The 23,483-nt window shown below is 64.6% G+C and carries 22 protein-coding genes and 1 pseudogene; 9 read left to right on the top strand and 14 right to left on the bottom strand.

The features are described 5' to 3' along the window. The first annotated feature begins 221 nt into the window (after positions 1-221). The 3 genes from glgC to ACFLEY_RS11625 are packed head-to-tail and all read left to right on the top strand — an operon-like array spanning position 222 to position 3,244. Positions 222-1,484, top strand: a complete 1,263-nt coding sequence (gene glgC / locus ACFLEY_RS11635; protein WP_011089198.1) for a glucose-1-phosphate adenylyltransferase — start codon at positions 222-224, stop codon at positions 1,482-1,484. Further along, complete coding sequence (glgA, locus tag ACFLEY_RS11630; RefSeq protein WP_060908534.1) at positions 1,481-2,938, top strand: glycogen synthase GlgA; 1,458 nt, start codon at positions 1,481-1,483, stop codon at positions 2,936-2,938. The genes glgC and glgA overlap by 4 nt, the downstream gene beginning before the upstream one ends. A gap of 45 nt (positions 2,939-2,983) precedes the next feature. Further along, on the top strand, positions 2,984-3,244 hold the full coding sequence (locus tag ACFLEY_RS11625; RefSeq protein ID WP_011089200.1) for a SemiSWEET transporter: 261 nt from the start codon (positions 2,984-2,986) through the stop codon (positions 3,242-3,244). A gap of 25 nt (positions 3,245-3,269) precedes the next feature. On the opposite strand, the gene ACFLEY_RS11620 is transcribed toward ACFLEY_RS11625, so the two are convergent. After that, entirely contained in the window at positions 3,270-3,527 is a 258-nt protein-coding gene (locus tag ACFLEY_RS11620) for a helix-turn-helix domain-containing protein (protein ID WP_074076694.1), read from the bottom strand. Positions 3,528-3,566: 39 nt separating this feature from the next. On the opposite strand from ACFLEY_RS11620, the gene ACFLEY_RS11615 reads away from it, so the two are divergent. Beyond that, positions 3,567-3,791, top strand: a complete 225-nt coding sequence (locus ACFLEY_RS11615; RefSeq protein ID WP_396604640.1) for a hypothetical protein — start codon at positions 3,567-3,569, stop codon at positions 3,789-3,791. Positions 3,792-4,005: 214 nt separating this feature from the next. On the opposite strand, the gene ACFLEY_RS11610 is transcribed toward ACFLEY_RS11615, so the two are convergent. Next, positions 4,006-4,809, bottom strand: a complete 804-nt coding sequence (locus ACFLEY_RS11610) for a class III extradiol ring-cleavage dioxygenase (protein ID WP_211433577.1) — start codon at positions 4,807-4,809, stop codon at positions 4,006-4,008. Between the two features lie 158 nt (positions 4,810-4,967). Here ACFLEY_RS11610 and ACFLEY_RS11605 point away from each other — a divergent pair, with 158 nt between their 5' ends. Beyond that, on the top strand, positions 4,968-5,147 hold the full coding sequence (locus tag ACFLEY_RS11605) for a hypothetical protein (RefSeq protein WP_028176145.1): 180 nt from the start codon (positions 4,968-4,970) through the stop codon (positions 5,145-5,147). Between the two features lie 7 nt (positions 5,148-5,154). Here ACFLEY_RS11605 and ACFLEY_RS11600 read toward each other — a convergent pair whose 3' ends face one another. Beyond that, the gene (locus ACFLEY_RS11600; RefSeq protein ID WP_060908535.1) at positions 5,155-6,636 is read right to left on the bottom strand and encodes a carboxylesterase/lipase family protein; all 1,482 of its coding nucleotides are present in this window, start codon (positions 6,634-6,636) and stop codon (positions 5,155-5,157) included. 151 nt (positions 6,637-6,787) lie between these two features. Beyond that, positions 6,788-7,036, bottom strand: a complete 249-nt coding sequence (locus tag ACFLEY_RS11595; protein ID WP_011089204.1) for a hypothetical protein — start codon at positions 7,034-7,036, stop codon at positions 6,788-6,790. 190 nt (positions 7,037-7,226) lie between these two features. Here ACFLEY_RS11595 and ACFLEY_RS11590 point away from each other — a divergent pair, with 190 nt between their 5' ends. The 3 genes from ACFLEY_RS11590 (at position 7,227) to ACFLEY_RS11580 (ending at position 10,754) form a co-directional block, all read left to right on the top strand. Further along, entirely contained in the window at positions 7,227-9,917 is a 2,691-nt protein-coding gene (locus ACFLEY_RS11590) for an alpha/beta hydrolase fold domain-containing protein (protein WP_060908536.1), read from the top strand. A 130-nt stretch (positions 9,918-10,047) separates the two neighbouring features. Further along, positions 10,048-10,320, top strand: a complete 273-nt coding sequence (locus tag ACFLEY_RS11585) for a hypothetical protein (protein WP_011089206.1) — start codon at positions 10,048-10,050, stop codon at positions 10,318-10,320. A gap of 128 nt (positions 10,321-10,448) precedes the next feature. After that, entirely contained in the window at positions 10,449-10,754 is a 306-nt protein-coding gene (locus tag ACFLEY_RS11580; RefSeq protein WP_028176148.1) for a hypothetical protein, read from the top strand. Between the two features lie 262 nt (positions 10,755-11,016). Here the strand turns inward: ACFLEY_RS11580 and ACFLEY_RS11575 are convergent, their stop codons facing one another. The 5 genes and pseudogenes from ACFLEY_RS11575 to ACFLEY_RS11555 form a co-directional block, all read right to left on the bottom strand. Beyond that, positions 11,017-11,181: a hypothetical protein gene (locus ACFLEY_RS11575; RefSeq protein WP_166466032.1), complete on the bottom strand. Its 165-nt coding sequence runs from the start codon at positions 11,179-11,181 to the stop codon at positions 11,017-11,019. Between the two features lie 101 nt (positions 11,182-11,282). Further along, positions 11,283-11,801, bottom strand: coding sequence for a septal ring lytic transglycosylase RlpA family protein (locus ACFLEY_RS11570; protein ID WP_011089208.1), 519 nt, complete (start codon positions 11,799-11,801; stop codon positions 11,283-11,285). 332 nt (positions 11,802-12,133) lie between these two features. Next, positions 12,134-13,729: an NAD-dependent malic enzyme gene (locus ACFLEY_RS11565; RefSeq protein ID WP_060908538.1), complete on the bottom strand. Its 1,596-nt coding sequence runs from the start codon at positions 13,727-13,729 to the stop codon at positions 12,134-12,136. A gap of 145 nt (positions 13,730-13,874) precedes the next feature. Beyond that, positions 13,875-14,552 (bottom strand): annotated as a pseudogene (locus ACFLEY_RS11560) (tripartite tricarboxylate transporter substrate-binding protein); the annotation flags it as partial. Between the two features lie 102 nt (positions 14,553-14,654). Then, the gene (locus ACFLEY_RS11555) at positions 14,655-16,994 is read right to left on the bottom strand and encodes a mechanosensitive ion channel domain-containing protein (protein ID WP_060908539.1); all 2,340 of its coding nucleotides are present in this window, start codon (positions 16,992-16,994) and stop codon (positions 14,655-14,657) included. A gap of 701 nt (positions 16,995-17,695) precedes the next feature. Between ACFLEY_RS11555 and ACFLEY_RS11550 the strand changes: the two genes are divergently transcribed. Next, entirely contained in the window at positions 17,696-18,580 is an 885-nt protein-coding gene (locus ACFLEY_RS11550) for an MBL fold metallo-hydrolase (protein WP_028176150.1), read from the top strand. A gap of 361 nt (positions 18,581-18,941) precedes the next feature. Here the strand turns inward: ACFLEY_RS11550 and ACFLEY_RS11545 are convergent, their stop codons facing one another. From ACFLEY_RS11545 to ACFLEY_RS11525, 5 genes are read right to left on the bottom strand one after another with little or no spacing between them, the layout of a single operon-like run. After that, a complete protein-coding gene (locus ACFLEY_RS11545; RefSeq protein WP_060908540.1) occupies positions 18,942-19,979 on the bottom strand; it encodes a patatin-like phospholipase family protein in 1,038 nt (345 codons plus the stop codon). Next, positions 19,976-20,905 (bottom strand): polyphosphate kinase 2 family protein, encoded by a 930-nt coding sequence (locus ACFLEY_RS11540; RefSeq protein WP_011089214.1) that lies wholly within the window; start codon positions 20,903-20,905, stop codon positions 19,976-19,978. Before ACFLEY_RS11540 ends, ACFLEY_RS11545 begins: the two co-directional genes overlap by 4 nt. Next, complete coding sequence (locus ACFLEY_RS11535) at positions 20,865-21,884, bottom strand: branched-chain amino acid ABC transporter permease (RefSeq protein WP_060908541.1); 1,020 nt, start codon at positions 21,882-21,884, stop codon at positions 20,865-20,867. The genes ACFLEY_RS11540 and ACFLEY_RS11535 overlap by 41 nt, the downstream gene beginning before the upstream one ends. Next, positions 21,881-22,762, bottom strand: a complete 882-nt coding sequence (locus ACFLEY_RS11530) for a branched-chain amino acid ABC transporter permease (RefSeq protein ID WP_060908542.1) — start codon at positions 22,760-22,762, stop codon at positions 21,881-21,883. The genes ACFLEY_RS11535 and ACFLEY_RS11530 overlap by 4 nt, the downstream gene beginning before the upstream one ends. Positions 22,763-22,777: 15 nt before the next feature. Continuing rightward, the gene (locus ACFLEY_RS11525) at positions 22,778-23,482 is read right to left on the bottom strand and encodes an ABC transporter ATP-binding protein (protein ID WP_060908543.1); all 705 of its coding nucleotides are present in this window, start codon (positions 23,480-23,482) and stop codon (positions 22,778-22,780) included. Between the last annotated feature and the right edge of the window lies 1 nt (position 23,483).

The raw sequence follows: 23,483 nt of genomic DNA, 5'->3' as shown, positions 1-23,483 counted from the left end.
TGCATGCCTCAATTGTGGTCAGGCTCGCCGCGCCGGGATGACACCGATGCGACGGCACCTGCGCCGCGCACGACGGCAAAGCATTAAGCTTCCCGCGCGTTCGCAACCAACAACCACCTTCCCGATTTACTATTCGTACCGTTACTATTGGTTCCAATGGTGCGCGGCCGAGAGGCATCTCGCGAGGGCTCCGACTTGCGCCAGAAGAGTGGGAGGATGACATGAGTGCCGTCGGAAATGAGCCGCTCGCCCGTCAGGCGCTGGCGTTCGTCCTGGCTGGCGGACGCGGTAGCCGGCTTCTGGAGCTGACCGACCGGCGCGCCAAGCCGGCGGTCTATTTCGGCGGCAAGTCCCGCATCATCGATTTCGCGCTGTCGAACGCGGTGAACTCCGGCATCCGCCGCATCGCGGTCGCCACCCAGTACAAGGCGCACAGCCTGATCCGGCATCTTCAGATGGGCTGGAACTTCTTCCGCCCGGAGCGCAACGAGAGCTTTGACATCCTGCCCGCGAGCCAGCGTGTCTCCGAGAACATGTGGTATGTCGGCACGGCGGACGCGATCTACCAGAACATCGACATCATCGAGTCGCACAACGCCCGCTTCATTGTCGTGCTCGCCGGCGACCATATCTACAAGATGGATTACGAGGTGATGCTGCGCCAGCACGTCGATAGCGGCGCCGACGTCACGGTCGGCTGCCTCGAAATGCCGCGCGCGGAATCCTCCGGCTTCGGCATCATGCATATCGACGAGAACGGCTGGATCCAGGAGTTCCTGGAAAAGCCGGCCGATCCGCCGCCGATGCCGGGCAAGCCGGACGTCTCGCTCGCCAGCATGGGCATCTACGTGTTCGATGCGAAATTCCTGTTCGACCAGCTCAAGCGCGACGCCGAGGACCCGAGCTCGAACCACGATTTCGGCAAGGACATCATTCCCTACATCGTCAAGAACGGCCGCGCGATCGCGCACCAGTTCTCGACCTCCTGCGTCCGCTCCGGCGACGATCCCCGCGCCTACTGGCGCGACGTCGGCACGGTCGACGCCTATTGGGCGGCCAACATCGACCTCACCGACGTGGTGCCGGAGCTCGATTTGTTCGACCGCGCATGGCCGATCTGGTCCTACTCGGAGATCACGCCGCCCGCCAAATTCGTCCATGACGAGGAGAGCCGGCGCGGCCAGGCGGTGAGCTCGCTGGTCTCGGGCGGCTGCATCATCTCCGGCGCCTCGCTGCGCCGTTCGCTGCTGTTCACCGGCGTGCGCATCAACTCCTATGCCAATGTCGAGAACGCCGTGATCATGCCCTATGTGAATGTCGGGCGCGGGGCGCGGCTGAAGAACGTCGTGATCGACCGCGGCGTCGAGATTCCCGAGGGGCTCGTCATCGGCGAGGATCCCGAGCTCGATGCAAAACGCTTCCGAACCACCGAGCAGGGCATCTCCCTCATCACCCAACCGATGATCGACAGGCTGAATACATGACGCCTGCTCGCGTCCTCGCGGTCGCCTCCGAAGTCTATCCCATCGTCAAGACCGGCGGCCTCGCGGATGTCGCCGGCGCGCTGCCGATTGCGCTGAAGGCGCACGGCGTCGAGATGCGCACCCTGATGCCGGGCTATCCCGACGTGATGCGGCTACTCTCGGGCGCGGAGGAGATCCGGCGCTGGCCGGATTATTTCGGCGGGCCGGGCCGGCTGCTCGCCGGCGCGCATGACGGGCTCGACCTGTTCGTGCTCGACGTGCCGCATCTCTACGCGCGGCCGGGCAACCCATACGTCACGGCAGAGGGGGTCGACTGGCCGGACAACGGCGTGCGCTTTGCGGCGCTGTCGCGCGTGGCGGCCGACATCGGCCACGGCCTCGTTCCGGCCTTCGTGCCCGGCATCGTGCACGCCCATGACTGGCAGGCCGGGCTCGCGCCCGCTTATCTGCGCTACGACAATCGTCCGCGTCCCGGCACCGTGATGACGATCCACAACATGGCCTATCAGGGCAAGTTCGCTCCTGAGCTGATCGGTGCGATCGGCCTGCCGTGGAGCTCCTTCGACGTCAACGGCCTCGAATATTTCGGCGGCATCAGCTTCCTGAAGGCCGGCCTGCAATTCGCCGATCGCATCACGACGGTGTCCCCGACCTACGCGCGTGAGATCCAGAGCGACGAAGGCGGCATGGGGCTCGGCGGCCTGCTGCGCGCGCGCGCGGGCGCATTGAGCGGGATCCTCAACGGCATCGACATCGCGGTGTGGAATCCGCAGACCGATTCGCACATCGCCTATCGGTTCGGCGCGGAGGACCTTACGTTCCGCGCTGCGAACAAGGCGGTGCTTCAGCAACAATTCAATCTCGATTCCTCGGACGAAGCCCCCCTGCTCGGCGTCATCAGCCGGCTGTCCTGGCAGAAGGGGCTCGATCTCCTGCTCGAGGCCATTCCGACCATTTTGGGCGAAGGCATGCAGCTCGCGCTGCTCGGCAGCGGCGACCGCGATCTCCAGGATCGCTATCAGGCCGCGGCCCGCGCGCATCCCGGCCGGATCGGGGTCGTGATCGGCTACGACGAGATCCTGGCGCATCTGATCCAGGCCGGCTCGGACGCGCTCATCGTGCCGTCGCGGTTCGAGCCGTGCGGCCTGACCCAGCTCTGCGCGCTGCGCTATGGCGCCGTGCCGATCGTCTCGCGTGTCGGCGGCCTCGAGGATACCATCGTCGATATCGGCGAGGCGGACGCGTCCGGCCGCGAGGCCACCGGCTTCAAGTTCGGCCCGGTGACGGCGGATGCCCTCGCCGGCACGCTGCGCAAGGCCAACACGGCTTTCCACGACAAGCTGACCTGGCGGCAGCTGCAACGAAACGGCCTTGCGACCGACGTCTCCTGGCGCAGCCGCGCCGGCGACTATGCAGCGCTGTATCGGAGCCTGATCGAATCGCGCCGCGCCTAGCACGTACCGGCTGAGCCCACGCCGAATCCATGTTATAGGATCGGCATGGACCCGTTCTTGATCAAGCTGATCGGCTTTGCTGCCGCCACCTGCACCACCGTCGCCTACGCGCCGCAGTTCATCAAGGTCTTGAAGACCCGCTCGGCGCGCGACATCTCGCTCGGCATGTTCCTGGTCATGGTGCTGGGCCTGGCGCTCTGGCTGATCTACGGCCTGCTCAGCGGCGACGCGCCGCTGATCGCCTCGAACGCCGTCACCATGCTGCTCGCCGGCGGCATTCTGGTGATGAAGCTGAGATACGGCTGAGCTTCCTGATGCCTCGGATTCTTGTTCAGTCGGAAAAACGAAGCCGCTGGTATTGCAACTTCACCGCACGGTAGCATTCGCAGGTGGCCTTGTTGAGCTCGGCGACGTTGACGATCTCGATGTGGCCGCGGCTGAATCGAATGACGTTCGCCTCCTGAAGGGCATGGGCGACGAACGAGACGCTGTTCCGGCGAACCCCGATCATCTCGGCCATCAATTCCTGCGTAAGCTTGAAGCGATCGCGGCCGGATAGATCCCGAACGCGCAAGAGCCATCGCGCCAATCTCGCCTCGACGGAGTGGGATGCATTGCAGCCCACGGATTGCTGGGCCTGAACGAACAGGGCCTGGCTGTGACGCGTCAGGCCATCCCGGAACTCGACACTCCGCTGTGCGAGAGCGCGAAGGCGAGCAGCTTCGATCTGCAAAGCCAGACCCGGCACCAATACGACAGCGTGCACCAGTGCGACGGGTTCTCCCAATACGCCAAAAGTACCCAAAATGGTGTCGGAGCGCCGGCACCATCAATTTCTTCGGAAAAATCTTAGAGCAATAGACACAACCATAGAGCGAATGTGAATCGAGCGATACGGTCAGAAGCAAGCACCCGCATATGCACTGTGGCGGGCGGATGGGCTACGGGAGGGCGCGTGCGAATGTCACCCCGCCGTGAGGGCTCGTTACGAACAGCTCTGGGAACGGATCATGCCAGCAGGATCGACGCGACGTCGGCGTGAACCTTGATGCTTGCAGCCGCGCGGTTCAAGGCTGACCACCGAACATGTACGACGCCATCGCGACGCTTGCGACCTCGTCCACGAAGACACGATGGCCGACGTCGTTGCCGGCAGCGCCGGCCGCGACCATCAGCGGCAGCAGATGGTCCTCGCGCGGATGCGCCAGGCGCGCGCTCGGCGCGTTCTCCCAGTCGACCAGCATCGCGTTGCGGCGCGCCGCATCCGGCGCGCTGATCGCCTCGTTCAGATAGGCCTCGAAATCGTAGGAGACCGGCTTGGATTCCGGCCGGTTGAAGCCGCGCATGTTGTGATAGGTGAGTCCGCTGCCGACGATCAGAATACCTTCGTCCCGCAGCGCGGCGATCGCCTGCCCGGCCTTGATGTGCTCGGCCGCATCGTAGCTCGATCTCAGCGACAGCAGCACGATCGGCATGTCGGCGTTCGGGTACATCAAGCCGAGCGGCACGAAGGTGCCGTGATCAAAACCCTGATTGGCATCTTCGCGGCAATCGAGGCCGGCGTGCGCGAGCAGCGCCTTCACCTCCGCGGCGAGCTCGGGCTTACCCGGTGCCGGATATTTGAGGCGGTAAGTATGCTCCGGGAAACCGTAATAGTCGTACACCATCGGCGGATGCGCCGAGGTCGACACGGTGAAGGCGTCCGCCTCCCAATGTCCGGTGATGACGAGCACGGCTTTTGGTCTCTCGGGGAGAAGCTGTGGCAGCCGCCCGAACTCCTCGGCGGTCCTGGCATATTGCACCCGCCGGTCCTCCATGAACGGCCAGGGGCCGCCGCCGTGGGACAGGAACAGGGTCGGAAATCGCGTCATGGGCGAAAGCTCGTCTCGTTGGCAACATGCGCGTGCGAGCTGCCCGCGCAACCGGCGGCGAGCATAGGCAAACCCCTATGGTTAGCAAGTCGTTAACGATTTGCCTTCCAGAATCCCCGCCATGGTCGAAGGAGTCGGCCAGAAGACGAGGACGTGAGATGAGGAAGTTTGCGCTGGGGGACGTCGTCAACAGTGACAAGGGCCGCCGCGGCGTCGTCCGCGCCGCCTACAAGTCGCGGGAAGGCCAGCAGTTCTATGCCGTCGAGAAGGACGGCGCGATGGACTATCTGGAGGAAGACCGGCTGAGCCCGGCGCCGCGCGTCGAGCTCGCGGCCTAAGTCCAACTCATTTTCTGCTCTCACTTGCGAGCCGGTCGAGACGCTCCGCGAAGGGATCGTCTCCGCTCGCGGTGCGATCATTCGTGATCAGCAGCAGGCGATCGCCGCCTGCCGCCGCGTCCCAGCGTGGCAGGTCGGGACCGTTGGGATCGCCGCTCCTGGCGAAGTTGATCCAGTAGCTGCGCATGCGGCTTGCGAGCTCGCGATCGCGCCGTGAGAAGATGCCGGCACCGGGCACGCCTTCCACGCCGAAGATGAACTGCAATTCCCGACCGTGACCGCCGTCCGGGTTGGTGCGCCGGGCCTCCGGCACGTAGGCGAAGCGATAGCGGAAGGTCGGCGCGCCGCTTGCGGCGTGCAGACGAGCCAACAATCTCACCGGCTCGGAGAAGACCTTGTCGGTATAAAACCTTGCCGCGAGGTCCGAAGCTTTGGCGAGGTCGGGATAGAGCTTGCGCAGGTCGTCGACGGCGGTGCCAGACGATGCAAGCGCCTCGGCGATTTCAGGTTCGCTGTCGAAATCCGTCTCGTCATCGTTGGAGCCGATGATCAGGGGAATCTGCCCTTCATGCCCGGCCGCAAAACCCGCGGCGATATCTTCCCTCACGAGGCTTCCATCGATCGTTGGCGCAAAGCCGAGCGGGACTTTCGCGAGCAGCTTCTTTTCGGCGGCAAGCAGCCGTGCAGGCCCGATCGCACGCGCGTTGGTTTCCTGGGCATCCGGTCCGAGCGTCGCGACGAATTGCAGGCCCCAGGCCTCCGCCTCCTGCCGCGAGCACAGGCGCACGCGGCCGGGCACCGATTGCAGGATAGCTTTCTGAAACAGACCACGCACCTCGTCGCACAGCATCAACAGCGCGATCGACGTCGCGCCCGCACCATTGCCGAACAGGGTGACGTTCCCGGGATCGCCGCCGAACGCCGCGATGTTGTCGTGGACCCAATGCAGCGCCGCGATCTGGTCCATCAGTCCGTAGTTTCCGGAGCCGTCTTCCGAGAGCGCCGGATGAGTGAGCCAGCCGAGCGCGCCGAGGCGGAAATTCACGGTCACCACGATGAGGCCGGCCTGCGCGAGTTTCGCGCCGTCGAACATAGGATCGTTCGCGGTGCCGCCGACGAAGGCGCCGCCATGAATGAACATCATCACCGGCAGCGGGCCGTCGACGCCGAAGGGGCGGAACACATTGAGCGTGAGGCAATCTTCGCTCGCCTTTGGCAGCGACGGCTGTAGGCAGGGCGCGCCGTACTCGTAGGCGGTGCGCATCTCAGAACTCTCGGCCGTTGCCTCCGGCGGGCGCCAGCGCAGCGGGCCGACCGGCGGCGCTGCATAAGCGAGCCCCTTGAAAAACGCCACCTCGCCTTCGACGCCGCCGAGCATCTGGCCTTCGCGCGTCAACGCGAATGGAAACTGTCCGATCGGTTGGGCCATGGCCGAACCGGCGAGGCAAAGGAATGCGGAAACCACGATGAGCGCAAGCAGGGACCGCATCTTGGGGATCTCAATGCGCGGAGAAGTTCCCCGGAAGGTTACGTCTACGGCTGACGGAGAAGCAAGCTCCGGTCTTACCTCTCCCCGCGACAGCGGAGCGAGGGAGCGCACCTGCGCTGCGGCCAGAGCTCAACTCATTTACGGCCTCCGGCTAGCTGCCCTTGGCAATGATCTCCGCCAGCGCGCGCCGCGCGACGATGCCAAGCTCACCAAGCGTGGAGTGACCGGCCTGCGCCGCCTCGATCAGGCGCTCGGCGATGAATTTGCGGCTGTCGTGATCGCCACCATGCGGCAGTTGGCGGCACGTCTCCTCCAGGACGACGTCCATGTTCGCTTTCGTCCGCTCACTCAACTCTGTCATGACGCCCGGTCGGTACGCGTGGCTTGTAATCGCAAGCATACACAGAAGGATGTGGTCTGATTAGACCGGACAATCCCGGCGATTGTGCATCGCGGTGCGTGTATCGCCGCAACCTTCGCGCGGCCAAAATCACGCCGCGATCGACTACCGAAGATTGCACTTGTCCTGATGACAAGCCGAGCCTGCAGCGTTAGCCTGCCGGCAAAACAAAATACACGGGAGGAATGCCATGCCTGACGCAATGGTCGCCGCACGCGAGTCCAAAGCGGCCAGTGGAACAGCCCAGCAAGTCGACGTTGCGGTGGTCGGCGCCGGATTTGCCGGCCTTTATTTGCTTCATCGCCTGCGCCAGGCCGGCTTCACGACCGTCGCCCTTGAAGAGGCCGGCGATGTCGGCGGCACCTGGTACTGGAACCGCTACCCCGGCGCGCGCTGCGATATCCAGACCATCGACTACAGCTACACCTTCGATCCGGAACTCGAGGCGGCCTGGGCCTGGTCGGAGAAATACGCGACCCAGCCCGAGATCTTGCGCTATCTCGGCTTCGTCGCCGACCGCTACGAGCTGCGCCGCGACATCCGCTTCGGGACCAAGGTCACCGAAGCCAAATGGAACGAGGCGGCTGAGCGCTGGCAGCTCACCACCGACAATGGCGCACCGGTCTCCTGTCGCCATTACATCATGGCCACGGGCTGCCTCTCCGCACCAAAGCCGCCGGAGATCGACGGGGTCAAGGACTTCAAAGGCGAAGTCTATTTCACCGGCCGCTGGCCGCATGACGGCGTCAATCTTGCGGGCAAGCGCGTCGCCGTGATCGGCACAGGCTCGTCAGGCATCCAGTCGATCCCGCTGATCGCCGAACAGGCCGCGCATCTGACCGTGTTCCAGCGCACGCCGAATTTCGCGCTGCCGGCGCACAACGGCCCCGCGCCCTCCGATCGCATGAGCCTGCTGCAAGGCGACCGCGCGGCCTATCGTGAGCAGGCGCGCCAGTCGATGGCCGGCGTGCCCTATCCGCAGCAGACGGCCGTCAGCTGGCAGCTCAGCGATGCCGAGCGCCGCGCACGGTTCGAGGAGGCGTGGGGCAAGGGCGATCTCGTCTATATCCTCACCCAGCTCTGGGCCGACCAGGCGGTCGATGTCGACGGCAACAAGCTGATCTGCGACCTCATCCGCGAAAAGATCTCGGCGACCGTGAAGGATCCCGAGACGGCGGCGGCGCTGATGCCGCACGACCATCCCTTCGGTGCAAAACGCCCCTGCCTCGACACCAACTATTACGCGACCTACAACCGGCCGAACGTCACGCTGGTCAATCTGCGCCAGGAGCCGATCAAGGCGATCACCGCAACCGGCATCACCACGGCCAGGCGCAGCGTGGACGTCGACGTCATCGTGTTCGCGACCGGCTTCGACGCCATGACCGGCGCGATCCGCGCGGTGCATCCGATCACCGGGCGCGGCGGCAAGTCGCTATCGGATGTCTGGGCGCAGGGGCCGCAGACCTATCTCGGGCTCACGGTCGAGGGCTTCCCGAACTTCTTCATGATCACCGGTCCGGGCAGCCCATCGGTCTTGTCGAACATGGCGGTGTCGATCGAGCAGCATGTCGACTGGGTCGTGGACCGGCTCAAGACTTTGCGCGGTGCCGGCTTCACCACCATCGAGCCGACCGAGATGGCGCAGGCCGGCTGGGGCCAGCACATGGCCGACTGCGCGATGCTGACGCTGCACCGGCTCGCCAACACCTGGTACACGGGCGCGAACGTACCCGGCAAGGTGCAGGGCCTGATGCCCTATACCGGCGGAGTCGGCCCCTATCGCAGCATCTGCGATGAGGTCGTCAGCCGCGGCATGCTCGGGTTCAAGCTCACCGGCCCCGATGTCGCCGCGCAGTGCAATGACGGCGAGGTGGTGCGGCTGCAGCCGGATGTGCGGCTGGTGCTGAACCTGCTGGCAACGCTGAACCTGCCACCGATCGAGTCGATGGGCGCGCTCGGCGCCCGCGCCTTCGTCAACGAGTTCAACAAGGGCCGTCCGGCGGGACGACCGATCGGCGATGTCGTCGACGGCACGCTGCCGGGCACCGACGGCCCGCTTCCCTATCGTGTCTACAAGCCGGCAACTCCGGGGCCACATCCGGTCGTAGTCTATTTCCATGGCGGCGGCTGGGTGCTCGGCGACGAGCAGTCGGACGATCCGTTCTGCCGCGACATGGTGCGACGAACCGGGATGATGTTCGTCAGCGTCGGCTATCGCCACGCGCCGGAGCATCGCTTCCCGACCGCGGCTGAGGACGGCTATGCGGCGACGCGCTGGATCGCCGAGCACGCCGCCGAGCTCGGCGGCAAGCCGGGCCCGGTGCTGGTCGCGGGCTGGAGCGCCGGCGGCAACATCGCCGCCGTCACCTGCCAGCTCGCGCGCGATCGCGGCGGGCCCGATATCGCCGGTCAGCTCCTGGTGTGCCCGGTCACCGACTGCGACTTCGATCGTTCCTCCTACAACGACAATGCGACCGGCTACTTCCTGACGCGCTCGCTGATGTACTGGTTCTGGGACCTCTACTGCTCGCCGGCCGACCGTACTGATCCGCGTGTCTCGCCGCTCCGCGGCAAGGTCTCGGGCCTGCCGCCGGCCTTCGTCGTCACCTGCGAGTTCGATCCGCTGCGCGACGAAGGCATCGCCTATGCCGAAGCAATGGCCGCTGCCGGCGTCCCGGTCGAGCAGTTCACGGCGCGCGGCCATTTCCACTCGTCCTTCGCGATGGTCGACGTGGTGATCACCGGAGTGCCAGGCCGGGTGCAGATGGCCGAGGCCCTGCGGCGTTTTGCCGGGCTTCCGCCGGAGGTCAGCCTCGGCGACGAGCACAGCCACGGTCACACCAGCCCGGGACACAAAATCGCAGCGGCCGCGAGCTAGTCGCGACAAGGCAGCCGGGAACCTTTTCCCGGCCGCCGCGTTGGGAGATGTGGCATCGAGATGCAGCGATAGGTATGGGCCCCGGAGCGCAAGTCTGCGCGCTGGGGTTCTTTTTGCGTGAGGCGAGGCGATGGGGGACGTGGTTGCGGATTCAAAGGTCGATTTCGGAGCACGTGCAGCGCTGTATAAATGGCCGTCACTTGCCAACCAGCGCCGGCCGGACCGCGAGTCCTACCAGGTAAGCGAGGGCACGCTCGACGAATGCATCTCGGCGTTCATGGACAAGCCGGCGGCGACCCGGCATCTCTATGAGATCCGCACGGCGGCGCAGCCGCCGCTAGTCACGGATATCCTCTCGCCCGAGCACGTCATCGAGCTATCGCGCCTGAGAGAATTTCTCTGATTGCGTGCAGACGCCAGGGCTGCACGTGCCAAGGCTGCACGTGCACGACAAGCTTTTCCCACACATAGGAACCTTCTTCCGGTTTTTCCCGTTAACGGAGATCGGAAGCCAAGGCGTGAGTGTCCAAGATGCCGAGACCTGGCGTGCCATCCACGGTCGTGCCTTATGGCGCAGACCAGACCCTGTTCGTGGTGATCGATCGCCGCGACGAGGCGACCGAAATCCGCGTCGAGCGAAGCGATCTCGAGACCACGATCGGCGAGCTCGTCGCCGGCTGCTTCAACGACCCGATCAAGGTGATCTCGTTCAACACGCTCGAACACTGGATGAAGGACATCTCGACCGACGTCGCCGGCGAGATTCGGGCGCGATGCGACATCGATGGCGTGACGCTGCCCGACTATCTCAGCGATTTCGTCGAGAGCCACACCTGACCGCGCGTTATCGTTGTTGATACGCCGCAATTCGCAGGCAACAAAAAAGCGCCGCTTCCGCGGCGCTTTTCGTGTGGCAACCTCAGTGATGCCAGAACAATGCCAGCAGCAGAATGATCAGCAGCGGCACGCCAAGCAACCAAAGCAAAGCACCTCGTCCAAAACCCATGGCTCTCTCCTCCTCTTGCATCACGGACATGACGCGGGAAATGAGAGGAAGTTCCGAGCGCTGCAGTGAGGGCGAATGCGCTCAGAGCATGGTTTATGAGGGTTGGGCGCGCCGATACTTGCCGGCGATGACCTCGATCTCGCGGCGGCGTTCGTCGGCGAAGGCCAGGAGCTTTTCGATCGTCAGCGTATCCGTGATCCGTTTGGCGAGCCGCTCGGCACGCGCGGCCTGATCTTCGAGATACTGGATCGTGTTCAAGCGCCCGCCTCCCCAAAAGCCCCGAATTGTTTGGGCACCCATGGTGCTTGAGAAGCGGCTAACAGACGGTTAAGTGGCGGCTCGCATCGATGAATCGCCCCTCACCGCACGACGTCGAGCCTGACATTGGCGATGCCCTTGTCCACCATGCCGAGCGCCTCGGCCGCAGAAGGCGAGATGTCGACCACGCGTCCGCGAACATAGGGCCCGCGATCGTTGACCCTGACGGTCACGAAGCGGCCGGAGGAAACATCGGTGACGCGCAGCTTCGTGCCGAACGGCAGGCTGGGATGCGCCGCGGTCAATTCGTTCTTGTCGAACCTCTCGCCGCTCGCGGTCTCCGTATCCGAATAGAAGCTGGCAACGCCATGTGAGGCGGTTCGCTTGTCATCACCGTTGGGGACACGCGCCCGGCTGATCGGCCGTGGATGCAACGCCGCCACGCGATGCGGCCGCTCGATTGCGGCCTGCCGGCCGGTGCCGGCGAGATCGGCCTTCTGGCGGCCGACCGGAGATTGCGCGCAGGCGGCGAGCGAGGCCGCGCCAATGATGGCGAGCAGCAACCGGCACGAGGTCGCGGGGGAAATCCGGGCACTTTCGGCACGTGCAAAGCGAGACATGATACGCCCCTCCGAACGGCCTCAAGTTCGGTGGGCAATGAGGGCAGAACCTTGTCGGAACAAAAGCGGGCCTGAGGCCAGGGCTTTTTCCCAACCGGCTGTGACGATTCCACCACACTGGCATGTCCTGAATCGGGACAAATCAGCGAGAAATCAGCTTGATACGGCGCGCTTGGCGATCGGGCGCGCCCCCGGTTGAGTACCGTCCGGATCGGCCTCACACTTGTCCGTCACCCGGATCGCGCCGGACGATGCTGCGCGTTGCCTGATCCGCCCCTCCATCCTCTCTTTCGTTCTTACAGGGAGCGAGGGGCCGCCTCCGCGCGTTCGCCTCAGTATTTCGGCTTGTACATCTGCGACTGGACCAGAGCCTTCACGTCGTTGGGCGCGGGGCCGTCGGCGAGCCCGCGCTGATAGGCAACGTCTGCCACTGCGGCGGCAATGCGGGCCGAGACTTCGCGGATGCGGGGGAGTGCCGGATAGAGGCTGCCCTGCGCGAGGTCTTCCTTACCGACGCAATCGGCGAGCGAATGGGCGGCGGCCATGAACATCTCGTCGGTGACGAGACGCGAGCGGGTGGCGATGACGCCGAGGCCGACGCCGGGGAAGATGTAGGAGTTATTGCCCTGGCGCGGCACGAAGGTGCGGCCATTGAGCTTCACGGGGTCGTAGGGGCTGCCGCAAGCGAACAGCGCGCGGCCCTCGGTGTAGCGATAGGCATCCTCCGCCGAGCATTCGGCCTTCGAGGTCGGGTTGGACAGCGCGAACACGATCGGATGCTCGTTGAGCCCGGCCATCGCCTTGAGCACGTCGGGCGTGAAGGCGCCGCCGACCGCGGCGACGCCGATGATCGCCGTCGGCTTCAGCGTCTTGATCGCGGTGAGGAAGTCGGAGATCGGCGCCTGGCCGGCATGCGCGTAGCGGAGCTTGTGGCCGGACAGACCATCCCGGCCGCTGACGACGAGGCCGCGGGAATCCACCAGCCAGTTGCGGCGGAGCGCCTCGGCCTCAGTGGCGCCCTCGGCCATCATGGCGGAGACCACGAGATCGGCGATGCCGGTCGCCGCCTCGCCCGCACCGAGGAAGAGGATCTTCTGATCTTTCAGCTTGCCGCCGGAGATGCGCAAGCCTGAGAACAGGCCGGCAAGCGCCACCGCCGCGGTGCCCTGGATGTCGTCGTTGAAGACGCAGGCTTCATCGCGATATTTGTGCAGCAGCTTGAACGCCGAGTGATTGGCAAAATCCTCGAACTGGATCAGCACACCCGGGAACGTCTTTCGCGCGGCGACCATGAACTCGTCGACGAAGCTGTCATAGGCCTCGCCGGTGAGCCGCCGCTCGCGCAGGCCGAGATAATAGGGATCGTTCAACAGCTCTTCATTGTTGGTGCCGACGTCGAGCACGATCGGCAGGCAATGCTCGGGATGCACGCCGGCGCAGGCCGAATAGAGCGAGAGCTTTCCGACCGGAATACCCATGCCGTTGGCGCCGAGATCGCCGAGGCCCAGGATGCGCTCGCCATCGGTGACCACGATCAGCCTGGCCGGATAGGGCCAGTTCTTCAGGATCTCCGCGATCTGGCCGCGATCGCGCGAGGAGATGAACATGCCGCGCGGCCGCTGGAAGATCAGGCCGTACTTCTGGCAGGCGAGCCCGACGGTCGGCGTGTAGATGATCGGCTGGATCTCGTCGATATTGTCTACGACGACGCGGAAGAACAGCGCCTCGTTGCGGTCATGCAGCGCATTCAGCGCGACATATTTTTCGAGATCAGTCGGCAGCATACGCAGATTGGTGAGCACACGATCGACCTGCGTCTCCATCGTCAGCACGCAGGGCGGCAAGAGGCCGCGCAGGCCGAGCGCGGCGCGCTCCGCCTCAGTGAAGGCGGTGCCCTTGTTGAGCAAGGGATCGCGCAGCAGCGTCATGCCGTGCGATTGATCGGACGATGGCGACTGGGCAGCGACCCGGGCAGGTCTATTCACGAATTCCCCCAAGGAGTTTCTTATTGAACAACAAGCATTGTCGGCCAGCGCTCCCCGGAGATCAAGGACATAGGAAGTTCATGTGTCGAGCCTTGATCGCACCGTTCTTGTATTGCGGCAGCGAGTTCGAGGCCTGATCGAACATGATGTCGATCTGGCCTGCCACGAGATCGATCATTGCGGGCCCCGCGCCGCGATAGGGCACGAACTGGAAGTCGGTGCCGGTCCTTTCCTTGAAGAAGACGCCGGCCACATGGGCGCCGGTGCCGGCGCCGGCCGTCCCGGCAGTGGCCTTGCCGGGGTTGGCCTTCAGCCACGCGATCATGTCCTTCAGATTGTTGGCCTCGAGCGACTTCCGGCCGACGATGAGCTGCGTCCCCATCGCAATCGTCGCGACCGGCTCGAAATCGGCGATGACGTCGTAGGGCAGCTTGAAGATGGCACCATTGAGCACATGGGTGCCCCAATGGCCGATGGTGATCGTCGTGCCGTCAGGGGTTGCACGCGCGACGCGGGCGCCCGCGATGCTGCCGGAGGCGCCGGCGACGTTCTCGACCACCACCGTCGTGTGCAGCTCGGCAGCGATCCGCTCGGACAGGATGCGCGCCAGCGTGTCGGTCGGCCCGCCCGCTGCAAACGGCACCACGAGCGTAATGGGGCGCGATGGAAAGGGCTGGGCGCCTGCCGGCGCGGCCGCTGCCGCGCATCCGATCAACACGCCAATGACGATCAGGTGACCGCGCAATCCGGCCCACAGCCCCCGCATCGTTCTCTCCCACCCTTTTTGCCGCCCGCATGTTGTCAGCGCGCTGGAGCCGGAGTGAACGCTGCCGGAGGAGTGGAGGCAAGGGGGAAGTTTGTCGAGCCGTTATCCTGCGGCTCGCCGCGGCGTGAGGTTTGCGGCACTGTCAGCCGGCGGCGCGACGTGCATCAGAATGGTCTGGGTCGCCGATGCGACCTCGATGCCGTTCTGCTGGAAGCGCTGCTTCATGCGGCGGTTGAACTCGCGCTGGACCGGCCAGCGCCCGGCCTCGGTGCAGCGGATCTGGCCGACGATCGACACCATCGCGCCATCGACCTTGTCGACGCCCCAGAGCTCGAGGTCGCCGCGGATCAGCGCGCGGAATTCACTCTCGCGGCGCATCTCGTCGACGATGTCCTTGAGGATTTGGCCGGCGCGGTCGGTGTCCTCCTTGTAGGCCACGTTGACGCTGACGGACGCATTGCCCGCGCCGCGGCTGGCATTGGTGATGGTCGTGACCGCGCTGAACGGCACGATGTGCACGGCACCGTCGCCTGCGCGCAGGCGGATGGTGCGGATCGAGACGTTCTCGACGACGCCTGAGAGCCCCGACACGCTGACATTGTCGCCGACCTGCACCGTGTTCTCCAACAGCAGGAACAGGCCGGTGATGAGATCCTGCACCAGTTTTTGCGAACCGAAACCGATGGCGATGCCGACGATGCCGGCGCCTGCGAGCAGCGGGGCGACATTGACGCCGATCTCACTGAGCGCCGTGAGGCCGACGACGGCGGCGATCACGCAGAGCAGCGCGGTGCGCAGCATCGGCTGGAAGGTCCGCAGGCGCGCGGCGCGGGCGTAGTGCCCGTCGCGGGACAGCGCATTGATCTGGCGATCCAGCAGCGCGTTGCTGATCTCCCAGATAGCCGCAGCGACGAATACGGCAACGCCGATCGTCACCACGGCCGAGATCAGCCGTCCGCCGATCTGGCCGCCATAGAACCAGACGATGGCGTCCACGCCCCAGACTTCGAGCACGGCCACGAAGCCGATGAAGGCGATCACGCTGGACACGATCTTGCGCAGCAGCGGCAGATAGCGGTTGGCCCGGATTTCCAGCCCCGGAAAGCGCTGGAGGATCTCCGGCTTGATGCGGAAGCCGCGGTCGATCAGGCCCAGCGTCAGCATGATGGCAACGCGCGTGATCAGCGCCACCGCGATGGTGCCGACGAAATATTGCAGCAGCAGCGCATAGCCGTTGCGGATGTTCAGCGCCCACACCGCCCACAGCGCAAGATCGAGCGCGATCGCAAGATAATGCCAGCCACCGGCGATGCGGTTGCGCAGGCGCGCCGCAATCCCCGGCCGCTCGGCGGGCGCGCGAATGGCTTCGGCGACCTGGCGGCGGCATTGCAGGATGATGACGACGACGAAGAGATGCACGACCAGCATCACCATGCGCAGCAGCGCGGCGTAGCCGGCGCGATGCAGACCGAGCAGCAGCGCCACATTGGCAAAGGCGATGCCGGAGACGCCGACGCCGACGATGCGGCGCGCCCAGATCTCGATATAGGCCGCGGTCTCGGCCCGAACCGGAAACAGGCCGGACGGCCCCGCCAGCGCACGGACCACGCAGATGAGCCCGCGCGAGAACGCATAGGCGTTGACGACCGCGAGGATCACGAGGCGGACGGTCGTGGGCTCGCCGATCTCCGTTCCGAGCAGCGCGGTGGCGATGCCCACGAAGACGAACACGGGAAGCAGTTCGAACACCAGGCGCGCCAGCACAAAGGGCAGCCGCAGCACGACCTGCCAGATCCGCACGAGGCTGTGGCGGCGCTTGTGCAGTTCGGGCTCCGGGGTGACATCGGTCACCGATGACGGCGGATCTGCAATGGGCAGCGCCTGCGCCGGCAGATGCGCGGCCTGCGGCACGCGTCCTTCCAGGAACACGACCGGGCGGCGGATCAGACGAAAGATCACCCACTCGGCGGAGAGGGCGCAGCCGAGCACCAGCGCGAGCTTCCAGGCGATCTCGATCAGGAGGTTGTAGGCCGCGGGATCGTTCGCGGTTCGCATGATCCAGTAATAGAAGGCCGGGAAGTGCGTGAGCGTCCGCGCCACGCCGGCGATCTCGCCCGATATCTCGCCGATCTGCTCCGATACCGTGAGCAGGAGCTGCGCACCGAGGCCATCGGCCGAAAGCGGGATCGGCGATTTCTGCTCTGGCGCGGACGGCGCAGGCTGCTGCTGACCTGATACATTCGCGATCGCGCGCAGCGTGTCGATCATCTGCGCGCGTTTCTGGTCGTCCTGCAGCGTCTCCAGCGCGCGCCTGGCCTCGTCCGGCGACAGCGTGGCCGCACCATTGGTCGCCGGCGCACGCGCCTCGGCCTGGGCGCCGGAGAGAGATGAGATGGCGAGGAAGAGCGCTGCGAGAAGCGCCGAGGCAAGCTTATGCGACACGAGGATTCCTTGAAAAAATGAATGCGCAGGCGGCGACGGGGCCGTCACCGCCGAAGCACGTGCGTCATGTCGGATGGTCGTTATTCGCCCCGGCGCTGTGTCGGAAGTTGGCCAAGGAGGCGACATTCTCTTGGCATTTGCCGCGATGCAGGAAGCAGGAACCCCGTTTCCGACACGGCGAAATACCGGCTCGCGGGCGCGCGTCGATACAGCACGATGCTCACGCCAAAACCTCTCCCGTCATTCCGGGATGGCTCCGGAACGACGGTGAGGAGGAGGAGGAGAAATGAAGCGTGATGCCAATCGCTCTGCGAAGCACAGCGCCGGGCAGGTAGGGGCCTTGCCTCACTGATGGAGCCCTCTAAACCTTGACCCGGCGTGCCGTTCGCGGTTTCTGCCGCTATGCGATAGTCCGAACGAGCTCCATCGCACTTAACGCGGCTGGATCTGCGGAGGTGGTGTCATAGACCTCCCCTTGCTCATGAGGTGGACGTTGCGCGTCGCGTATTCGCGACCAACGTCATGCTCCTCCCGTGACATAGAACTGTCAAGCAGGATCAATGGCTTTGAAATCACATTTGAGGGCGTGTTCCAGGCCGTTCCCGCGACAGATTGGTCGCATGAGGCGACGGAATAAATCCCTTCCAGCAGCGTTTGTATCGAAGAGATTGTCCGTCCTCATTATTTCCAGAAAGCCAGAGATGAAAGCATTGACTTGCATGGCCGTTCTCGCTGCCCTCGTGACCGGATCGGCATTCGCGCAAACCCCGCCGCAGACCTCCACCAGAAAGGTCGACGGCACCGACAATGTCTACATCTTCCGCTATGGCGGCCATCAGTCGATGTTCGTGGTGACGCCGAAGGGCGTGATCGCAACCGACCCGATCTCCTACTTGCGACCCGCCAAGCCCTATATCGACGCGATCAAGGCGGTCACCGACCAGCCGATCAAATACGTCGTCTACAGCCATCATCACTACGACCACATCGCCGGCGGCCAGCCATTCAAGGATCTCGGCGCCACCTTCATCGCGCATCGGCGGACCAAGGAGCGCCTGCTCGAGCTGAAGAAGCAGAATGCGCTGCTCGCCGACGTCGTGATGCCGGATCAGGTGGTGGACGACAAGAAGAGCATCACGCTCGGCGGCACCACGCTGGAGCTGAACTATGTCGGCCGCAACCATTCCGACAATTCGCTGGTGATGCGGCTGCCGAAGGAGAAGATCGTCTTCGTCGTCGATTTCGCGCCGATCGAGTCCGTCCAGTTCCGCAACATCCCCGACAATGTCTCGCCGCTGGAATATATCGCTTCGCTGAAGAAGCTGGCGTCGCTCGACTGGGAGCGGATGATCCCCGGCCACCCCAATGCCGGCGGGCGGCTCGGCACCAAGAAGGACGTCGAGGACGACATCGCCTACATGGAGGATCTCTCCGCCGAGGTGAAGAAGGCGGCGGACGCCGGCAAATGCATCGATACCGCGATGAAGGAAGTGAAGCTGCCGAAATACGAGAAGTGGGCGAATTACGAGACCGCGCTGCCCGCCAATGTCGAGCGCTTCTGCTACTGGTGGGGCCGCGGGTACTAGCAAGCCGCTTGCAGAGAAACTCGTAGGGTGGGCAAAGCAACGAGACGCGCAAGGCGCGGCTCGTCGCGTGCCCACCATGCCAGCCGCGATCGTGGAGAGACGGTGGGCACGGCGCAAGGGCGCCTTTGCCCACCCTACGAGATCAGAGATCGCAGCTACGACCTGCGGCAGACAGGTCGCTTTGCCCGCCCGGCCCGGTCTGCGGCGATGATGACATCATGCCCCTGTCTTGCCCGACGGGTCAAACGGACATCTTTAAATCCGAACAACAGCGACCGTTCGCCAAGCCATTGATTCCACTGGCACCGGCTACTGTGCATGGGGTTGTTTTCGTACTTTTTCGATGACCGGCTCGGCTGGCCTAGAGAAACATGTCTGCCAGGTCGACCGTCGAGGACTTTCCGATCTGGTCGAAGTTTCGCGCCAGCCAGCTTCGCGCCGCCTCGCGGCCCTCGTCGCGCAGGCGACACAACAGGCTCCATTCGGGGTGGAACTGCGTGGCCGTGCCGAGCTGCGACATCAACTGGTCGTTGCCAATCCAATGTATGTACATGCGGCTATGCCTGCTGCTGTCGAGCTCGCCGTCGTCGATCAGCCGCGTGGCGAAGGCGATCGCGCGCATCTCGCGCATCAAGGACGAATTGAAGCTGATCTCGTTGATGCGGTGGAGGACATCGGCTGCACTGGTCGGCAGCTCGTTGCGCCGGATCGCCGTGACCTGCACGATGACGACGTCGTGACTGCCCTTGCGGTAGATCAACGGATAGATCGCGGGATTGCCGAGATAGCCGCCATCCCAATAATGCTCGCCGTCGATCTCGACGGCCTGGAAATACGGCGGCAGGCAGGCCGAGGCGAGCACGGTTTCCGCCGTGAGCAGCGGGCTCTGGAATACCTTGATCTTGCCGGTGCGAACGTTGGTGGCGTTGAGAAACAGCTGCGGCGCCTCGGGCGAGGAATTGAGCCGGTCGAAATCGACCACGCGCTGCAGCAGCGAGCGGAGCGGATTGAAATGAAAGGGATTGAGCAGGCCCGGCGGCAGCGTGTGCGTCAGCGTGTGGATGATTGCGTGGACCGGATGATATTCCGGCGGCAGCCTCAGGGCCTGTATCCACTGGTTCAGCGGCGACATCAAATCGTACGCCATGTCCATACGCGACACTTCGTACCAGAATGCGTGCAGGCTCTCCCGGGCGGCCTCCGCGCCGCCGTGCGCCATGCCGGAGGCCATCGCCACCGCATTCATGGCGCCGGCACTGGTCGCGCTGACGGCCTCGATCGCCAACCTGCCGTCTTCGAGCACCTGATCGAGCACGCCCCAGACGAAGGCGCCGTGCGCGCCGCCGCCCTGGAGCGCGAAGTTGACGGTCTTGCGATCCGCGGTCCTGTTGGCTGTCACTTTGCTTGCTTCTTGCTTCCCGTCGCTTCTTTCTCCAGCGCCTTGCGCACCTCCTCGAACTCCTCCAGCGAGGCCTTGTCGGCGCGGGGAAAGCGCAGGTCCAGCTTTTCGAGCGCGGCATTGATCACCGAGCCAATCACGACGCGCGCGAACCATTTGTGATCGGCGGGCACGACATACCACGGCGCATGCGGCGTTGCCGTGTGGCGAACGATGTCTTGATAGACCGCCTGATAGCGCGGCCACAGCGCGCGCTCCTTGATGTCGTCCATGGAGAATTTCCACTGCTTGGCGGGCTCCTCCAGCCGGTCGAGGAAGCGCTGACGCTGCTCGTCCTTGGACAGGTTGAGAAAAAACTTCAACACCACGGTGCCGTTGCGCGTGAGGTAACGCTCGAAGGCGGAGATGTCCTCGAACCGCTCCTTCCAGATGTTCTTGGTCACGAGCTTCTGCGGCAGCTTCTCCTTGGCGAGGATCTCCGGATGCACGCGCGTCACCAGGCACTCCTCGTAATGCGAGCGGTTGAAGATGCCGATATGGCCGCGCTCCGGCAGCGCGGTGACGTGGCGCCAGAGGAAGTCGTGGTCGAGCTCCTTGCTGCTTGGCGCCTTGAAGGCGTGGACATCGCAGCCCTGCGGGTTGATGCCCTCGAAAATCGCCTTGATCGCGGAATCCTTGCCGGCCGCGTCCATGGCCTGGAACACGATCAGCACCGACCAGCGGTCCTGGGCGTAGAGTTTCTCCTGGAACTCGATCAGCCGCTTCTTGTTGGCGTCGAGAATCTCCTGCGCCCTCTCCTTGTCGAGATCGCCCTTCTCGTTGGTCTTGTGCGCCTTGAGGTGAAACTTGCCCGAGCCGTCGTAGCGGAACGGCGTGATGTAACGGTCAAGTTCCTGGGCGAGCGATCTGGACGGCTTCTTGTTCATGGGCGCGGGGCACCTTGCGTTGCGGCTTCAGTCGGTCGAGCACGCTACCAAGGATACCCTTGGGAAGGAATATGATGAAAAGCACCAGCAGCACGCCGTAGACGAGATTGTCCCAGCCGACCGCCTTGGTGCCGAAGCCGATGCGCAAGCTCTCCGCCAGCAGGATCGTGATGATGGCACCGAAGGTCGGACCGAGGGAGACGAACAGGCCGCCGACGATGGCGGCAAACACCATCTGGAGCGACACCGCGATGCCGCTGACCGTGTCGGGCGTAATGAACATCTGGTACTGGCAGTAGATGGCGCCCGCGAGCGCCGTCATCAGCGCGCTGAGCAGCGTGATCTTCAGCTTCTCCGCGGCGACGTCGACGCCGGCGGCGGCCGCGGCGTCCTCGTCCTCCGAGATCGCCTCCAGCGCGTAGCGGCTCATGCTGCGGTCGACCCAGTGCCAGACCACGATGCCGAACAGCCAGACCCCGAGCGCGATCAGGTACCAGGTCGTCTTGTCGTCGAATTGCAGCGCCAGCAGCTTGTTGCCCGAGGCGCGGTTCGGCGTGTAGCCGAGCGAGCCGCCGGTATAGTCACGTGTGGCGGTGATGACCTGGAGCACGATGCCCGACAGCGCCAGCGTCACCAGCACGAAATAGTGACCGGTGATGCGGAAGCGGAAGCAGGGATAGCCGACGATCAGCGCCAGCGTACCCGCCGCAGCCATGCTGATGGGAATGCCGATCCAGGGCGACCAGCCCAGATGATTCCACAGCAGCGCGGTGACATAGGCGCCGATGCCCATGAAGCCGCCATGGCCGAGCGAGACCAAGCCGAACCGGCCCATCATCGACCAGGACGTGTAGGCGAACGACCAGATCAGGATCAGCACCAGGATGTGCAGATGATAGGGATCGCGATAGACGAAGGGCAGCGCGACCAGCGCCGCCAGTCCCACCACCCATGCCGCAAGCCGCCCCTGCCCCGTCATCGGCGCCTCGCAAGCAGGCCCGCGGGCCGGATGAACATCATGACGATGAAGAAGGCGAACGCGAGCACATAGCCCCATTCAAGGTCGGAGAACAGGCCGCCGAGCGAGATGATCTCGGCGAACACGAAGGCGGCGATGAAGCCGCCGATGAAATTGCCGAGGCCCCCGAGCACGCAGATCAGGAAGGTGATCGGCCCGAAGGACAGGCCGACGAAGGGGTGCACGTCGTATTGCAGCACCAGCAGGCAGGCGGCGAGGCCTGCGAGCGCGCCGCCGAGCGCCGAGGTGATGAGGTAGAGCTTCTTCGTATCGACGCCCATCAGCGCCATGATCTGCCGGTCCTGCGAGATCGCGCGGATCGCGGTTCCCGTGAAGGTGCGCGTCATGAATAAGTAGACGGCGACCATGCCGACCAGCGCAGCCAGAAACGACAGGAGTCGTGCGTAGCTGAAATTCATGTCGCCGAAGGCGAGCACCGGCAGGCGGATGCCGAGATTGCGGAAGTCGATGCCGAAGGCGACGGTCGCAAAACTCTGGAGCACGAACAGCACGCCACCGGTTGCGAGCAACTGGTTGATCGGCGGCGCGGTGAGCAGCGGCGCGATCACGAGGTAATGCAGCGCCGCGCCGAGCAGCGCGACCAGAAGAATGGTGAACGGCGCCGCGACGAAATAGCTGACGCCGTAGTACTGCACCATGAAATACATCGCGTACATGCCGATCATCACGAGCTCGGCATAGCAGATCCAGGTCACGTCGATGACGACGAAGATCAGATTGAGCCCAAGCGCAAGCAGCGCCAGCACGCCGCCGAGCAGGATGCCGTTGATCACGGCCTCCAGCAGGTAGATGTCGAAAATGTCCAGGAATGCCTGCATGCCCCTGCCCGCCCCTCACACCCCGAGATACGCTTCCTTGACCGTGTCGCTCGCGAGCATCTCGGCCGAGGTGCCTGAGCTGCGGATCGTGCCGGCCTCGATCAGATAGGCACGGTCGACCACCCGCAGCACCTGCTGCACGTTCTGCTCGACGATCAGCACCGTCAGCCCGCGGGCGCGGATCCGCTTCACCAGCTCGAACACCTGCTGCACCACGACCGGCGCAAGTCCCGCGGAGGGCTCGTCGAGCAGCAGCAGTTTTGGATTGGACATCAGCGCGCGCCCGATCGCGCACATCTGCTGCTCGCCGCCGGACATCGTGCCGGCCATCTGGTGGCGGCGCTCCTTCAGGCGCGGAAACAGGTCGAACACCACCTCCAGCCGCTCGGCATGGTGGCCGCGCGCCTCCTTCATGAATGCGCCCATCTTCAGATTGTCGTCGACCGTGAGCTGCGGAAACAGCCGCCGGTTCTCCGGCACATGTGCGATCCCAAGGCTGACGATCTTGTGCGGCGGTGTCGCGACGACATCGACGCCTTCCATCCTGATCGAACCGCGCGAGGGACGGATCAGGCCGGAGATGACGCGCATCAGGGTGGTCTTGCCGGCGCCGTTCGGGCCGATGACGCCGACCGCCTCGCCGGCCCTCACGTCGAGATCGACGTCGAACAGCGCCTGGAACGTACCGTAGCCGGCGTTGACGGACCGCAGCTCCAGCATC

Origin of the sequence: Bradyrhizobium sp. YCK136, assembly GCF_044570075.1 — a bacterium.
Taxonomy (GTDB): domain Bacteria; phylum Pseudomonadota; class Alphaproteobacteria; order Rhizobiales; family Xanthobacteraceae; genus Bradyrhizobium; species Bradyrhizobium diazoefficiens.
The sequence above is the reverse complement of the archived record's forward strand: the minus strand, read 5'-3'. Positions and strand labels throughout refer to the sequence as shown.

Coding starts and splice junctions, on each gene's coding strand:
- glgC (WP_011089198.1), top strand. CDS start 222: ATGAGTGCCGTCGGAAATGAGCCGCTCGCCCGTCAGGCGCTGGCGTTC.
- glgA (WP_060908534.1), top strand. CDS start 1,481: ATGACGCCTGCTCGCGTCCTCGCGGTCGCCTCCGAAGTCTATCCCATC.
- ACFLEY_RS11625 (WP_011089200.1), top strand. CDS start 2,984: ATGGACCCGTTCTTGATCAAGCTGATCGGCTTTGCTGCCGCCACCTGC.
- ACFLEY_RS11610 (WP_211433577.1), bottom strand. CDS start 4,809: ATGACGCGATTTCCGACCCTGTTCCTGTCCCACGGCGGCGGCCCCTGG.
- ACFLEY_RS11605 (WP_028176145.1), top strand. CDS start 4,968: ATGAGGAAGTTTGCGCTGGGGGACGTCGTCAACAGTGACAAGGGCCGC.
- ACFLEY_RS11600 (WP_060908535.1), bottom strand. CDS start 6,636: ATGCGGTCCCTGCTTGCGCTCATCGTGGTTTCCGCATTCCTTTGCCTC.
- ACFLEY_RS11595 (WP_011089204.1), bottom strand. CDS start 7,036: ATGCTTGCGATTACAAGCCACGCGTACCGACCGGGCGTCATGACAGAG.
- ACFLEY_RS11590 (WP_060908536.1), top strand. CDS start 7,227: ATGCCTGACGCAATGGTCGCCGCACGCGAGTCCAAAGCGGCCAGTGGA.
- ACFLEY_RS11585 (WP_011089206.1), top strand. CDS start 10,048: ATGGGGGACGTGGTTGCGGATTCAAAGGTCGATTTCGGAGCACGTGCA.
- ACFLEY_RS11580 (WP_028176148.1), top strand. CDS start 10,449: ATGCCGAGACCTGGCGTGCCATCCACGGTCGTGCCTTATGGCGCAGAC.
- ACFLEY_RS11570 (WP_011089208.1), bottom strand. CDS start 11,801: ATGTCTCGCTTTGCACGTGCCGAAAGTGCCCGGATTTCCCCCGCGACC.
- ACFLEY_RS11565 (WP_060908538.1), bottom strand. CDS start 13,729: ATGACGCTGCTGCGCGATCCCTTGCTCAACAAGGGCACCGCCTTCACT.
- ACFLEY_RS11550 (WP_028176150.1), top strand. CDS start 17,696: ATGAAAGCATTGACTTGCATGGCCGTTCTCGCTGCCCTCGTGACCGGA.
- ACFLEY_RS11540 (WP_011089214.1), bottom strand. CDS start 20,905: ATGAACAAGAAGCCGTCCAGATCGCTCGCCCAGGAACTTGACCGTTAC.
- ACFLEY_RS11535 (WP_060908541.1), bottom strand. CDS start 21,884: ATGACGGGGCAGGGGCGGCTTGCGGCATGGGTGGTGGGACTGGCGGCG.
- ACFLEY_RS11530 (WP_060908542.1), bottom strand. CDS start 22,762: ATGCAGGCATTCCTGGACATTTTCGACATCTACCTGCTGGAGGCCGTG.
- ACFLEY_RS11525 (WP_060908543.1), bottom strand. CDS start 23,482: ATGCTGGAGCTGCGGTCCGTCAACGCCGGCTACGGTACGTTCCAGGCG.